At 34.3% G+C, this 14,649-nt stretch carries 12 protein-coding genes; 5 read left to right on the top strand and 7 right to left on the bottom strand.

Annotated features, from left to right (window positions below; genetic code table 11):
• Positions 1–26: 26 nt before the first annotated feature.
• From ACGLWY_RS02060 to ACGLWY_RS02040, 5 genes are all read right to left on the bottom strand, one after another.
• Positions 27–2,297, bottom strand: coding sequence for a polyribonucleotide nucleotidyltransferase (locus tag ACGLWY_RS02060; RefSeq protein ID WP_396618012.1), 2,271 nt, complete (start codon positions 2,295–2,297; stop codon positions 27–29).
• 155 nt (positions 2,298–2,452) lie between these two features.
• Complete coding sequence (gene rpsO, locus ACGLWY_RS02055; RefSeq protein WP_396618011.1) at positions 2,453–2,722, bottom strand: 30S ribosomal protein S15; 270 nt, start codon at positions 2,720–2,722, stop codon at positions 2,453–2,455.
• A gap of 128 nt (positions 2,723–2,850) precedes the next feature.
• Positions 2,851–3,708, bottom strand: coding sequence for an acetyl-CoA carboxylase, carboxyltransferase subunit beta (gene accD, locus ACGLWY_RS02050; protein ID WP_396618010.1), 858 nt, complete (start codon positions 3,706–3,708; stop codon positions 2,851–2,853).
• Between the two features lie 292 nt (positions 3,709–4,000).
• Positions 4,001–5,068 (bottom strand): class II fructose-bisphosphate aldolase, encoded by a 1,068-nt coding sequence (gene fbaA / locus ACGLWY_RS02045; protein WP_396618009.1) that lies wholly within the window; start codon positions 5,066–5,068, stop codon positions 4,001–4,003.
• A 133-nt stretch (positions 5,069–5,201) separates the two neighbouring features.
• Entirely contained in the window at positions 5,202–7,751 is a 2,550-nt protein-coding gene (locus ACGLWY_RS02040; protein ID WP_396618008.1) for a BamA/TamA family outer membrane protein, read from the bottom strand.
• Positions 7,752–8,038: 287 nt separating this feature from the next.
• Between ACGLWY_RS02040 and ACGLWY_RS02035 the strand changes: the two genes are divergently transcribed.
• Positions 8,039–8,761: a TrmH family RNA methyltransferase gene (locus ACGLWY_RS02035; RefSeq protein WP_396618007.1), complete on the top strand. Its 723-nt coding sequence runs from the start codon at positions 8,039–8,041 to the stop codon at positions 8,759–8,761.
• A 215-nt stretch (positions 8,762–8,976) separates the two neighbouring features.
• Here the strand turns inward: ACGLWY_RS02035 and ACGLWY_RS02030 are convergent, their stop codons facing one another.
• On the bottom strand, positions 8,977–9,705 hold the full coding sequence (locus ACGLWY_RS02030; protein WP_396618006.1) for a porin family protein: 729 nt from the start codon (positions 9,703–9,705) through the stop codon (positions 8,977–8,979).
• A 91-nt stretch (positions 9,706–9,796) separates the two neighbouring features.
• Complete coding sequence (ubiE, locus tag ACGLWY_RS02025) at positions 9,797–10,522, bottom strand: bifunctional demethylmenaquinone methyltransferase/2-methoxy-6-polyprenyl-1,4-benzoquinol methylase UbiE (RefSeq protein WP_396618005.1); 726 nt, start codon at positions 10,520–10,522, stop codon at positions 9,797–9,799.
• 315 nt (positions 10,523–10,837) lie between these two features.
• Here ubiE and trkA point away from each other — a divergent pair, with 315 nt between their 5' ends.
• The 4 genes from trkA to ACGLWY_RS02005 all read left to right on the top strand — a co-directional run bounded on the left by trkA (position 10,838) and on the right by ACGLWY_RS02005 (position 14,603).
• Positions 10,838–12,187 (top strand): Trk system potassium transporter TrkA, encoded by a 1,350-nt coding sequence (trkA, locus tag ACGLWY_RS02020; protein ID WP_396618004.1) that lies wholly within the window; start codon positions 10,838–10,840, stop codon positions 12,185–12,187.
• Positions 12,188–12,277: 90 nt separating this feature from the next.
• Positions 12,278–13,705, top strand: a complete 1,428-nt coding sequence (locus tag ACGLWY_RS02015; protein ID WP_396618003.1) for a TrkH family potassium uptake protein — start codon at positions 12,278–12,280, stop codon at positions 13,703–13,705.
• Between the two features lie 358 nt (positions 13,706–14,063).
• Entirely contained in the window at positions 14,064–14,324 is a 261-nt protein-coding gene (locus ACGLWY_RS02010; protein WP_396618002.1) for a hypothetical protein, read from the top strand.
• A 12-nt stretch (positions 14,325–14,336) separates the two neighbouring features.
• On the top strand, positions 14,337–14,603 hold the full coding sequence (locus tag ACGLWY_RS02005) for a hypothetical protein (RefSeq protein WP_396618001.1): 267 nt from the start codon (positions 14,337–14,339) through the stop codon (positions 14,601–14,603).
• Positions 14,604–14,649 lie beyond the last annotated feature (46 nt).

The raw sequence follows: 14,649 nt of genomic DNA, 5'->3' as shown, positions 1-14,649 counted from the left end.
GTTTTAAATTTATCAGATTATTAAACTTAGTCGTCTTTTCTGTCTTCTCTAGGCCTTCTATCGTCACGACGATCATCTCTACGATTATCACGTCCGCGATTATCACGACTTCCACCTCTGTTATCACGTCCACCACGGTCGTTGTTATCTCTTGGTGGTCTTGCTACATAACCTTCAGGTTTTTCCAATAATGCTTTACGGGATACTTTTTCTTTACGGGTTTTTGGATCTACACCAAAATACTTCACGTTAAAGACATCACCCATATTAACCACATCGGTTACATTTTCAGTGCGTTCCCAAGCTAGTTCGCTTACGTGTAATAACACCTCGTTTCCTGGGGCTTCTGTATATTCTACAACAGCTCCAAAATCAAGCATTTTAATGACTCTTACTTCGTATGTACCACCAACTTCTGGTTTAAACATTAACGAATCTATTTTGGCCAATACAGCAGCAATACCTTCTGGGTTTGTTCCTAAAATTTCAACAATACCTTCTTCGGTAATCGGATCTTCGTTAATAACGATGGTTGTTTTAGTAGCTTTTTGTAATTCCTGAATCACTTTTCCACCAGGACCAATTAAGGCACCAATAAACGCATTAGGAATCACTCTTGTAATCATTTTAGGAGCATGTGCTTTTACATCTGCGTTTGGTTGCGCAATTGTTTCAGTAAGTTTGCTCAAAATATGCAAACGTCCAGCTTGTGCTTGTTTAAGAGCATTTACTAAAATTTCATAAGAAAGGCCTTTAACTTTTATGTCCATTTGGCAAGCAGTAATACCATCGGCAGTACCGGTTACTTTAAAGTCCATATCGCCTAAGTGATCTTCATCACCTAAAATATCAGATAGCACAGCGTATTTTCCTGTTTCAGCATCAGAGATTAATCCCATGGCAATACCTGAAACTGGTTTTTTAATTTGAACCCCTGCATCCATTAATGCCATTGTACCGGCACAAACAGTAGCCATAGAAGAAGAACCGTTTGATTCTAATACTTCGGACACGATTCTTACGGTATATGGACAGTCTTCAGGCACCATACCTTTTAAGGCACGTTGCGCTAAATTTCCATGACCTACTTCACGACGAGACGTTCCTCTTAAAGGACGTGCTTCACCAGTTGAAAAAGGAGGGAAGTTATAATGTAAATAGAAACGCTCTTCACCTTCAAACGATGGCATATCTATTTGATTTGCTTCTCTAGAAGTTCCTAAAGTGACTGTTGCCAAGGCTTGAGTTTCCCCACGGGTAAAGATTGAAGAACCATGTGTAGATGGCAAATAATCAACTTCACACCAAATAGGTCTAATATCTGTTGTTTTACGTCCGTCTAAACGTAAGCCTTCATTCAAGGTTAAATCTCTAACTGCTTTTTTCTCAGCTTTATAGAAGTATTTGGAAACCATGCCTCCATAGTCAGCCAATTCTTCTTCGGTAAAAGTTGCTTTTACTTCTTCTTTAATAGCATCAAAAGCAGCACTACGTTCATGTTTTGCCGATGCAGCTCTTGCTACGGCATATACTTTATCGTAAGTTAAAGCTTCTACTTTTTTAGCTAATGCCTCATCTTCACGTTCTGGTTCGTATTCACGGGTTTCTTTTTTGCCAAAGGCTTCCGCTAATTTTACTTGAGCAGTACATTGTATTTTAATGGCATCGTGTGCAAATTTAATGGCTTCAACCATTTCTTCTTCAGAAATCTCACTCATCTCACCTTCAACCATCATCACAGAATCTGCAGACGCTCCAATAACCATATCGATATCGGAAACTGCTAATTGTGCTCTTGTTGGGTTGATGATGAATTGACCATCTACGCGACCTACTCTAACTTCGGAAATTGGTGTTTCAAAAGGAATATCAGATAATTGAATCGCTGCAGAAGCTGCTAATCCAGCCATAGCGTCTGGCATCACATCCTCATCATGAGACATTAACTGAATCATTAATTGGGTTTCAGCGTGGTAATCTTTTGGAAATAACGGACGTAAAACACGGTCTACTAAACGCATTGTTAATACTTCGCCGTCACTTGGTCTTGCTTCTCTTTTGAAGAAACCTCCTGGATAACGTCCAGAAGCAGCAAATTTTTCTCTGTAATCTACCGTTAACGGTAAAAAGTCAACATCACTTTGTTGGTAGTTGGAAACAACTGTACACAAAAGCATACATTTTCCAGATTGCACAACAACAGAACCATGCGCCTGTTTTGCTAATTTTCCGGTTTCGATGGAAATTGTACGTCCATCACCAAGGTCAATGACCTCTCTAAAAACTTTTGGAATCATAAATTTTTTAATTCTAATTAAACAATGGTCGTTGTGTTGTTGTGTGTAGTTGTTGTGTGACCAATGAAAAACTATAATAAGCTTCTTCAATACGGGTTTATACTCTACGCAGAGTTATATTTAAAACGAAAAAGAGGCTGAAAAGCCTCTTTTTTTTATTTTCTCAATCCTAATTCTTTTATTATTGCACGATATCTTAAGATATCTTTCTTTGTTAAGTAGTCTAGTAAACTTCTTCTTTTACCTACTAATTTTACTAGTGAACGCTCTGTATTAAAATCTTTACGATTCTTTTTTAAGTGTTCAGTTAAGTGGTTGATTCTGTAAGTGAACAACGCGATTTGTCCTTCTGCAGAACCTGTGTCTTTTGCATCTTTACCATATTTTGTAAAGATGGTTTCTTTTTCTTTTTGATCTAAATACATGCTAATATTGTTGTAAATAATTTTTATGTACACGAAAGTCTTTCTTTCGAGCGGCAAATATAGTAATTTTTAATGATTCGCAAATAAATCTACGGAAAAGATAAGCAGCCAATAGGCTGTTTGCCATATTATGCTCTTAAAGGTTGATTTAAAATTAAATCCAAATACTGATTTACTTTGGCTTTTAAATCTTTTCTTAGTGTAATAAAATCTAAGAAACCGTGTTCCAATAAAAACTCTGAGGTTTGAAAGCCTTCAGGTAAATCCTTACCAGTCGTGTCTTTTACTACACGAGGACCTGCAAATCCAATTAAAGCACCTGGTTCTGCAATATTAATATCTCCCAGCATGGCAAACGATGCTGTAGTACCACCAGTTGTTGGGTCGGTACATAGCGATATGTATGGAATGCCAGCATCTGCCAATTGTGCTAATTTCACCGATGTTTTTGCTAATTGCATAAGCGATAATGCTGCTTCCATCATACGGGCACCACCAGATTTAGAAATGACCATTAGTGGAATGTTGTTTTTTAATGAATAATCTGCAGCACGTGCAATTTTTTCGCCAACAACACTTCCCATAGAGCCACCAATAAATGCAAAATCCATACAGGCAACGACCAAGTCTTTTCCTTTAGATTTGCCAACGCCCACTCTAATAGCATCTTTTAATTTGGTTTTTTCTTGTGCAGCTTTTAAACGGTCTGGATATTTTTTAGTGTCGACAAATTTTAACGGGTCTTTAGATTCTAAATTAGCGTCCAGCTCTTTAAATTTATTATCATCAAAAAGAATTTCGAAGTATTCTTTACTTCCTATTCGAACGTGGTATCCATCTTCCGGACTTACATAAAAGTTCTTTTCAAGTTCATCTGCATCGACAATTTTTCCAGTTGGAGATTTGTACCAAAGTCCCCTAGGGGTGTCTTTTTTTTCCTCCGTTGTAGTTGTTATTCCTTTTGTTTTTCTTTTAAACCAAGACATAGTGATTTATGATTTTAGATTTACGATTTTAGATTAAAAAAAACCTTGTACATCGATATTTTCGTTAAGGACAGTTGCTAAATAATTTTTTTTTTTAATAAATTCTTTATGTATAAAATAAAAAATGATAAAGCAAAAAGCCTGACTACAAAATTAAGGCTTTATTTTAATTTAGGAGTAAAGCCATTCTGTTTTTATTAATTGATTTTTTTAATTGTTTTGGATACTTTATTGCTTAGAAATGAAAAAATCCTGCGTGAAGCAGGATTTTTTCTATATTAAGAATTCTGTTTTATAGTGTATTTACGTTGTTAAGGTCTTCGAAAGCCTTTTTTAAACGTTCAATAAAAGTCACTTCGCCCGAACGTAACCAAACACGTGGGTCGTAGTATTTTTTGTTAGGAACATCGGAGCCTTCTGGGTTTCCTATTTGTCCTTGTAAATAATCTTTTTTACTACTCATATAATCACGAATACCACTCATAAAGGCATACTGTAAATCGGTATCGATATTCATTTTAATAACACCGTAGCTAATACCTTCTCGAATTTCTTCAACTGTAGAACCAGAACCACCATGGAATACAAAATCAATATGGTTATGACCTACACCGTATTTTTTAGAAATATAATCTTGAGAATTTTTTAAGATTTTTGGTGTTAATTTTACGTTTCCTGGTTTGTATACACCATGTACGTTACCGAAAGCAGCAGCAATAGTAAACTGGTTACTTACTTTACTTAATTCTTCGTAAGCATAGGCAACTTCTTCTGGTTGTGTGTATAATTTAGAATCGTCTACATCGCTATTATCTACACCGTCTTCTTCACCACCTGTAATACCAAGTTCAATTTCTAATGTCATACCCATTTTGCTCATACGCTCCAAATAGGTTTTACATATTTCTATGTTTTCTTCGATGGGTTCTTCCGAAAGGTCAATCATGTGAGAACTGAAAAGTGACTTCCCGGTTTCAGCAAAATGTTTTTCACTGGCGTCCAATAAACCATCAATCCAAGGTAATAGTTTTTTTGCACAGTGGTCTGTATGTAAAATTACAGGAACACCGTATGCTTCTGCTAATGTGTGTACGTGTTTTGCTCCTGCGACAGCTCCTGCAATAGCAGCTTTCTGCCCATCGTTACTTAAGCCTTTTCCTGCATTAAATTGTGCACCACCGTTTGAAAATTGAATAATTACAGGTGCATTTAGTTCTGCTGCAGTTTCTAATACACCGTTAATTGTATCAGAACCAATTACGTTTACAGCTGGTAGAGCAAATCCTTTTTCTTTAGCAAGTTTAAAAATGGCTTGTACTTCTTGTCCCGTAGCAACGCCTGGTTTTATATTATGTCCCATAATTATTTAAGATTTTATTTTAGTTTGTAAGTTTCAAAAGTAATCAATTTTTAAAACATCTCTAGTATTTTTATGGTTTGAAAACACTAAATAAGTACTAAAACGTTATAGTTTATGAAGAGTAATTTAGATGTTAAAACGGGTAATTAATACCTATATTATACACGGCATTAGAAAAATTATAGTCGTTAAACCAACGATTTTGGTCTTGGTATGAAGGGTCGTAAGTTTTAAAGCCGACATCAAAACGGAATATGAAAAAACTAAAATCATAACGTAAACCAAAACCTGAACCAACAGCAATATTTTTTAATGAGCTAAGGCTTGAAAATGTAGCGTTTTCATCTGTAACATCGTCTAGCACATTCCAAATGTTTCCAGCGTCTACAAATACAGCACCATTTAATTTCCCAAAAATATTAAAGCGCTGTTCAACGCTTAAGGCTAATTTTAAGTTGGCCTCGTTAAACTCGTTAGTAGATTCTGAACTTCCAGGGCCTAAGCGGTAGGCGGTCCAAGCACGATTATCGTTAGCGCCTCCGGCAAAAAAACTTTTAGAAAAAGGAATATTGCTGGAATTTCCATAGGGTATGGCAATACCAAAATAACTTCTGGTAGCTAGTATGTTTTTTTTGCCTAAACTCCAATGTTTTATATAGTCGAATTCGGTTTTTACAAATTGTGAATAGGCTACATTAAAAAGTTCATAACGGTTGTCAGTGTTTTTTTTCAGACCAACAAGATTAGACATGCTAGAAAGTAGGTTTCCTGCCAATTCTAATTTAAAACGGAAAATGGAGAAATCATCGTCAAACAAATTGGTGCGTTCATCGTTGGTTAAGCTGAAGCTTGATGAAATTATCAAGTTGTTTTCTGTTAAACGTTGTTTGCGTTCATTAATACTGGAAACCGACTTGAAACTAGGATCATTAGGGTTTAAAGAGGTGTTATTGGTTAACACATCATTTATAAAAATATCTGCTTCATTTACTGGGTTTTCAGAATTTGGAAGATTTAAGCTAGTACCATCTTCAATGTAATTAATATCTCTTGCAACTTGATTTAATGCACTAAACGAGTTGTCATAAATTCTAAAATAATTTTGAATGTTTAAATTTCTAACATATTGAATATTAAAAACGTCGAGCCTGTTAGTCACTTTGGGAGAAGGTTGCCAGTTGTAATTAAAAATACCAGTGAAGGTTTGTTTATCTAATCCTATGTTAGTTTGACTGGTGGTCGCTAAGCTTATTCTTGTACTTGGCGACATGTATTTTGGGATGATTTTTTCGGTGTTAAAAAGGAAAAAGAATCGTGGAATGGTTAATTTTAAATCGGCACCAATTTCATTAATATCAAAAAACGGGTCGTTAATATTGTTTTTGTCTTTTGATGCGCCAATAGACCCAATGGCCGATAGTTCTAAAGTTTCGGCACCTCTAAAAACGTTTCTAATCAATAGACTGGGGTTTAATGAAAAACCTACTGTTTGTATATTGCTTTGCGATACATCGGCACTAAAACTTAAACTGAATTTCTTTAAAGGTGTTAACCTAATGGTATCTGTTAGTGTATTGTCAACGTTTTCTATGTACTCAATATTCGGGTATTTGAAGGTGCGTAATTCGTTAATGTGCCTATAGGTTAGCGTTCGGTCGCTGTCTTTGAAAATAGTGTTTGGTGTAATAAAAACGGCATCGGTTAAAGCTTTGGGACGGTATTTTATTTTGTTATAACCATATATTTTGTAGCCTTCATAGGTTATGGAATCAAGAAAAGGCTTGTCTCTGTTTTCAAAAGTATAATCGGTTATAATATTAACATCCTTGATTTTGTAAATGTCAAACGGTACACGTTTTATGGAGTCTTGTGTTCTAACCGCCCTATTTTGAATTTGAACCTCAACATTTACTTTTTTATTAGTGCCAATGGTATCCATTTCAAAAGTGATATAATCTTGATTGAAATGATAGACGCCAGAGTTGCGTAATTCATTAGAAATACGTTCGCGTTCCTGTGAAAAGTTTGAAGACCGGTATTGCTCGTTATGCTTAATTACCGTGTTTTTCTTGGTTCTTTGGTATATAGAATTAACAACATCCGATTTTATTTTTTCTGATATGGAATCTAAAATATAGGGTGTTCCTGTTTCAACGTAGTATTCCACATCGGCACGTTTATTTTCTTTTTTGTTAATGTTGTAAGTTGTTTCAATGTCAAACCATCCGTTGTTTATATAGTAAGCCTCAAGTCTTTTTGTAGATTTCGTTGTTTTTTCCTCATCAACAATTACTGGAGCTTCCCCCGTTTTACGTAGCCAATTATTAAAGCCTATTGAAGATTCTTTTAATTTATCTAATTGTTTTTTAGACAGGCGTTTTGTTAAACGTTCTCTACGATTCGGATTTTTATCTAGCCATGCTTCAAATAAGGAATCTTTATTATTACGGGCTAAATTATATATATGCAAACGCAAAGGGGTACCTATAACTGGTATTCTGCTATTAGGTTCTTGGTATAACAAATTATTTATTAGTTCGGTTTTGTCCTTTTTACCGTTTATAAAAACAGTGTTATTGGTAAGTAAATGTTCATCTTCGGCAACTCGTTTTACTGCATCGCAAGATATTAAGTGCACTGTAAATACTATTAAAAGTGTTATTTTTGAGAATTGTTGTTTCATCTGCTAATTTCTATTTTTAAAATGGTCAGATGCAATTCGTAATGTTGAAATTCGTATTGTGCTATGGGTTTTTTATAACTCATTTCAAATGAAATAAAAATTAATTGAGGTTAAAGGAGCCAATTTGACTGTTTGATTAAAAAAAGACCTTTGCCGAATCAAAAATACATTTTTTCCGTCTAAAAAAATATTTAAAATAATTGAGTTCAAGACAATGGTATTTTTCATTTCTTTATAAAAGTTTAAATGAGTTCTATAAAAAAAAATTGATATATTAAAATAATTACATGCTCTCTAAAAACCAGATAAAATTAATAACGAGTTTAAGGCAAAAAAAATATAGACAGCAACACGGTTTTTTTGTTGTTGAAGGCGTTAAAACAATTAAAGAACTATTGCAATCTCATTTAGTGCTTCATGCGTTATATACGACAGAACCATTCAATATTGATGCCAAAAATGAAGTTTTAATTTCTGAAACCGATTTAAAACGTATTAGCTTTTTAACAACACCTAATACGGCACTGGCAATTTTTGAAATACCACAGCCAAAAACTATAGAAAAGAAAGGGCTTATTGTTGCGTTGGATGCAGTTAGAGATCCAGGGAATTTAGGAACCATTATAAGACTTTGCGATTGGTTTGGTGTAAAAAATTTGGTGTGCAGTAAGGAAACGGTAGATTGTTTTAATCCCAAAGTGATTCAAGCAACTATGGGTTCTATTACTAGAGTGGCTATTAATTATATTGATTTGGTTGATTTTTTAAAATCGACAAACTTACCCGTATTTGGTGCTTTTATGGAAGGTGAGAATGTTTACACCAAACAATTACCTGAAAATGGTATTTTGGTTATGGGTAATGAAGCCAATGGCGTATCAAAAGAAGTGGAGGCTATTATCACTAATAAAATAGCTATTCCAAGGTTTGGGGATTTGCAAGCAACAGAAAGTTTAAATGTGGCTACGGCAACCGCTATTTTGTTGAGTGAGTTTAGGAGAAGCAATTAACAATTGATAATTAGCAATGAACAATTAACAATTAACAATGAAAAATTAAAAAATGAAAATGTTTTTTTAAACAGCCTGTGAAAAGTGAATAGTGAAAAGCGAGACGTGTGAAAGGAGTGTGTTGTATGTCCCTAATATAAATATACCTAGCACCCAATGCCTAATACCCAGTACCCAAAACCCAACAACCTAAACCCAACGACCATCAACCAGTCTTATTGAAACGTAAAATTAATAAACACCCCTCTGGTTTTCATAGTGTTTATGTTACTGGTCCAAGGGCTGTCTGGATTTTCATCACGTACTAGTTCATCATTAATTCCAAAAACGCCGCGAATAGATGGCGTGAATTTAAAATTGTATAAATAAAGATCGATACCAAAACCTAGTTCGTAAAACAAGTTGTTTTTGGTCGTTCTAAATTGCCCATTAGTGTTGTCGTTTGGGTTTTCCTCATTACTCGATAAGTTTAAAGCTGTAGAAAAACCACCCACTATAAAGGGTTTGAAGTTATTTATGCGTTTGGTTGAAACTTTTAATAATAAAGGGATATGTATGTATGTGGATTTTACTTCTCGTATTAAATCGGACGAAGTAAAAGTGGTGCCTTGAAAATACGTTTGACTATAATAAAGTTCTCTGGTTGTAATTAGTAAACCAGGTTCTAAACGCAAATCTAAAAACTCGTTAATGCGTAAATTTCCTATTAATCCAACACTAAAGCCTGGACTTCGTTTTACATAAATATCCCGCAAATCTTCGTTGTAATCAAAGTTGAAGTCGTAATTGTTAATACCTAAAAAGTACCCCCAGCGTAGTAAGTTGTTGTCAGTAGAGCCTCTTCCTGAGTTTGCATCATAGGTTACCTTTTCTTTTTTAAACAACTGTGCATTAGAAGTTTGTATGATGAGTAAACATGTGGTTAATGCAAAAAAATACTTCATGTGTTTATATGTTTTTTTTAACGGACACGTGCAGTTCGCTATTAATCATTCCCTTGGGCGATAAAATTTTTAACATGCTCGTTTCATAGTTTTATTTTGATGATTTATAAATGGTCGCAACACCAAAAGTTTGCGGAAAATCTTCAACATTAATAAACCCAATTTTACGTAAAATATTGTTTAAAGCTTCACCATAAGGAAAAACAGATGCCGATTCACATAAATATTTATAAGCACTTCTGTCTTTAGAAAACATTTTGCCAATTAAAGGCAAAATATTTTTGGTGTAAAATTTATAGCCTTGTAAGTAAGGAAATTTAGTAGGCATTGAAGTTTCTAAAATAACAAAAGTACCATTGGGTTTTAGTACTCTGTAAATTTCTTTTAGTCCATTTTCAAGTGTTTCAAAATTACGTACACCAAAGGCAACGGTAATGGCATCAAACGAATTGTCTTCAAAAGGCATGTTTTCGCTATCACCCAAAACCATATCTATTTTAGATTCCAAGGCTTTCTTTTTAATTTTTTCTTTGCCTATTTCGAGCATGCCACTACTAATATCTAGGCCAACAATTTTGGTAGCATTTGTTTCGGCTAGATTAATAGCCAAATCGCCCGTTCCGGTGGCAATATCTAAAATAGTGTTTGGGTTGCTTTCCTTAACCAGTTTAACTACTTTTTTTCGCCATGTGATATCAATTCCAAAAGAAATAACACGGTTTAACCCATCATAATCTCCGGAAATGGTATCAAACATTTTAGTTACCTGTTCTTTTTTTCCTAAATCGCTGTTCTTGTAAGGCTTAATTTTCGACAATGCTCTGTTTTTTTGGCAAACCTACATAATTTATTTCTACTTTAAAATATCAATTAAAGTCTAAATACTTTAAAGTAATAATAATTTTAGCTTTTCTAAATCATTTAACTGATACAGCTTACACGATTTATTGGTTACATAAACCTAATTTTAATATGCAAATTGCAAATTATAGTATATTGCAGTACCTTTATAAGGTAGTTAGAATGAATATTAATAGATGAACCACCCATGCTAAAAACACTTTTAACATATAAGAGCATAATTATGGATGTGTCGTCTAACAATCAATTAAAAAACAAATAAGAAAGACAGATGAAAGTAATTATTGCTGGAGCAGGTGAAGTTGGATTTCATTTGGCTAAATTATTGTCATACGAATCGCAAGAAATTACTTTAATAGATCCAAACAAGGTAAGTTTAGCTTATGCCGATACCCATTTGGATATTAGAGTTATTAGAGGTGATGCCACGTCTATTTCTATTTTAAAAGAGGCACGTGTCAATGTTTGCGATTTATTTATAGCCGTAACATCTAGCGAGACGACTAATATTACAATATGTGTATTAGCAAAGCAATTAGGCGCTAAAAAAACCATTGCTAGAATATCCAATACCGAATTTATACATTATAAAGATGAGGTAGGATTTACAAAGTTTGGTATTGATGAGTTAATTTCTCCTGAAGCTTTAGCAGCATCAGAAATTGAGTTATCGTTAAAACAGTCTTCATTTAACGAAAATTATGAGTTTGAAAATGGGGCACTTACTATGGCAGGTTTAACATTGTCTAGGTCGGCGTCATTTGTTGGGAAGACGGTAAAAGAAGCTGCTGAAATTTTTCCGGAAATACACTTTGTACCTATTGCCATTCAGCGTTTTGGTACGCAATATACCATCATACCTCGTGGTGATACTAAGTTTAAACGCGGTGATAACGTGGTGTTTATAACATCGGAAGGTGGTGCCGATGAACTTTGCAGACTTACCGGGAAAGTAAATCGAGTCATAAAAAACATTATGGTTTTGGGAGGAAGCCAAATAGGGTTTAAAACCGCTAGGGATTTGAGCGAAAAGGGGTTTAATGTAAAGCTTTTAGAAGGTGATAGAGATAGAGCCTTCGAAATTGCGGAAGTGCTAACCAAGGTGTTGGTTATTAATAGCGATGGACGTAATGCAGACTTGTTAGATGAAGAAAATATTAGTGATATGGATGCTTTTGTTGCAGTAGGTGCAAATTCTGAGACTAATATCATGTCTTGTTTAGTTGCTAAATCTAAAGGTGTTAAAAAAACCATTGCTTTGGTTGAAAATATGGACTATTTTGAATTGTCACACTCCATAGGAATTGACACCTTGGTAAATAAAAAATTATTAGCAGCTAATAATATTTTTAGGTATATACGTCGCGGTGAAGTTGTTGCCATGACAAAACTTAACAATTTAAATGCAGAGTTGTTGGAATTTGTGGTAAAAGGCACTTCGGCAGTTTGCAATAAAACCATTAAATCAATAGACTTTCCTAGGTCTGCTATTATTGGCGGTGTTATTAGAAACGATGTTGGTATGATTGCGCTTGGTAATTTTAAAATTCAAGAAGGAGATAAAGTGGTAGTATGTTGTTTGCTCCAATCTATAAAAAGGGTTGAGAAATTATTCCTTTAAAAACGAAATAAACCTAATTAGATATTGAAATTCAATTATAAAATCATTTTTCACTTTTTAGGCTTGCTGCTATTATTTAATGGTGGTTTCATGCTGTTATCGTCGCTAGTCAGTTATTTTTATGGTGATGGTGTAACGTTACAAATATTTTTTGCTGGCCTGTTTACCATAATCGTTGGTATTGTAACCATGATTCTTACTGCCAAGCACAGAAAAGAAATGAACAAGCGGGAAGGCTATATTGTAGTGGCCTTTGGTTGGATTATTATGTCTTTATCTGGTACGTTACCATATGTGTTAACAGGAAGTGTTCCAAATTTTACGAATGCTTTTTTTGAAACCATGTCTGGTTATACGACTACGGGAGCATCCATTTTAAACGATATTGAAATATTACCCAAAGGCATATTGTTTTGGCGCAGTACCACACATTGGATAGGTGGCATGGGTATTATTGTACTTGCCGTAGCTATTTTGCCATTATTAGGCATAGGAGGGATGCAGCTTTTTGCCGCCGAAGCACCAGGCCCCAGTGGCGATAAATTACATCCAAGAATAACCGACACCGCCAAACGTTTATGGCTTATTTATTTTGGTTACACGGCAGCCGAAACACTGTTGCTAAAATTGGCAGGTATGTCTTTTTTTGATGCCATCAATCATTCTATGGCAACCCTATCTACAGGCGGGTTTTCTACAAAAAATGCCAGTGTTGCTTATTGGAATCATCAGCCAATTATTCAATACATCATTATATTGTTTATGTTTTTGGCAGGCTCAAACTTTGTGTTAAGTTATTTTGCGTTTAAAGGAAAAGTTCAAAAAATAATTAATGATGAAGAATTTAAGCTATACTTTAAATTTATAGCTGTTTTTACCATGATAGCAGCCCTTGTAATTTACTTTCAGGCAGATGTCTCAAAATCGTCCATAAACCACCCTATGGTTTGGGGAAAAGGTGAAAGTGTTTTTAGGCACGCCTTGTTTCAGGTGTTAACTGTTATTACTACAACAGGGTTTATCTCTGCCGATTATACCTTATGGACACCATTTTTATTGGTTTTCTTTTTCGGACTTATGTTTTTGGGAGGCTCAGCAGGAAGTACGGCAGGTGGTGTAAAAGTTGTACGCCATTTAATACTTATAAAAAATGGATTTTTAGAGTTTAAGCGCACACTTCACCCTAGTGCCATTGTACCTGTTCGTTATAACAATAAAGCCATAAACAGGTTTATTGTGTTTAACGTATTGGCATTTTTTATCCTATATATGCTGTCGTTTATTATTGGTGCTTTGGTGTTTTCTATGTTCAACATAGATTTTATATCGGCAATAGGTTTATCCGCTTCCAGTTTGGGTAATATTGGTCCGGCACTTGGTGATTTTGGCCCGGTTAATAATTATTCGGCATTACCTGCATTGGCAAAATGGTGGTCATCTTTTTTAATGCTTATTGGGCGTTTGGAACTCTTTACGGTACTTATTTTATTCACACCTTTCTTCTGGCGAAATAGATAGTTTGATAATTCATTTGTCATTTCTGCGTAGGCGGGAATCTCGTTGTTTTTTGAACTTTGTATTAATTGGGCGTTACCACACCCTTCGTCTGCGCTCAGGGCAAGAGGTCGCGCTATCCGTTACTAGTTTTGGCTCGATGCGCGCCTCGCCAAAAGCTATTTACTGCTATCACTAACGCAAAAAAGCAAATAACTTTTGTAACATTTTAATAAAATGCCATACTTATAATTTAAAGCAGCTTTTTACGATTGTTAACTGATAATCTTTGAGCAAATCTCAAAATAATCTTTTATACTTTTTAATGCATTTTAGCAAACATGAGTTTGTTAACGAGCATAACCATTAAAACTTAGAAATTATGGGTGGAGAAGGTGCCATGATGGCTGCTAATAATTCACTGAAAAACAACCGAAGTCTTTTAGCAAAACGTAAAGAAACTAAAGCGTTAGAAGGAAGCTATGCTGCTATTGAATTAAAAGAATTTCCTAAAGCTACAGCAGAACAATTAGAGGAGATTAGAGAACGAATTCAAATTAAAAATAAACAGAACAGGATTCGGCAGCTTATAGTTTTAGGAGTATTCTTAATAATTTTAAGTTTCATTTACTATATATCTTAATCATTAAAAATTATGAGTTTTGGTGTTGTACAATCTATGATTGCGTCTTTGAAGAGTAATAGGAATTTACTAGATAAAAGAAGTAAATTGAAGGGTACTTTGTCTGGAAAAGAAAGTGGTAAACTTGAATTTAAAAGTTTAGAAGCAACCCCAGAACAGCTCAAAAAAATTAAAGAAAGGCTTCAGTTAGAGAATCAGCATAATAGAATCAAGCAAATAATATTATCTGTATCAATTACATTTATTGTAACTTTTATAGTCATGTATTTTATACATTAATTATGTTAAAGTCACTTCATCAAGTATTTTTTTTATCCCTAAAACA

This window comes from Mariniflexile sp. HMF6888, assembly GCF_044335535.1.
GTDB lineage: Bacteria > Bacteroidota > Bacteroidia > Flavobacteriales > Flavobacteriaceae > Mariniflexile.
Note: the sequence above shows the minus strand (reverse complement) of the source record. Positions and strands in the feature narration are given on the sequence as shown.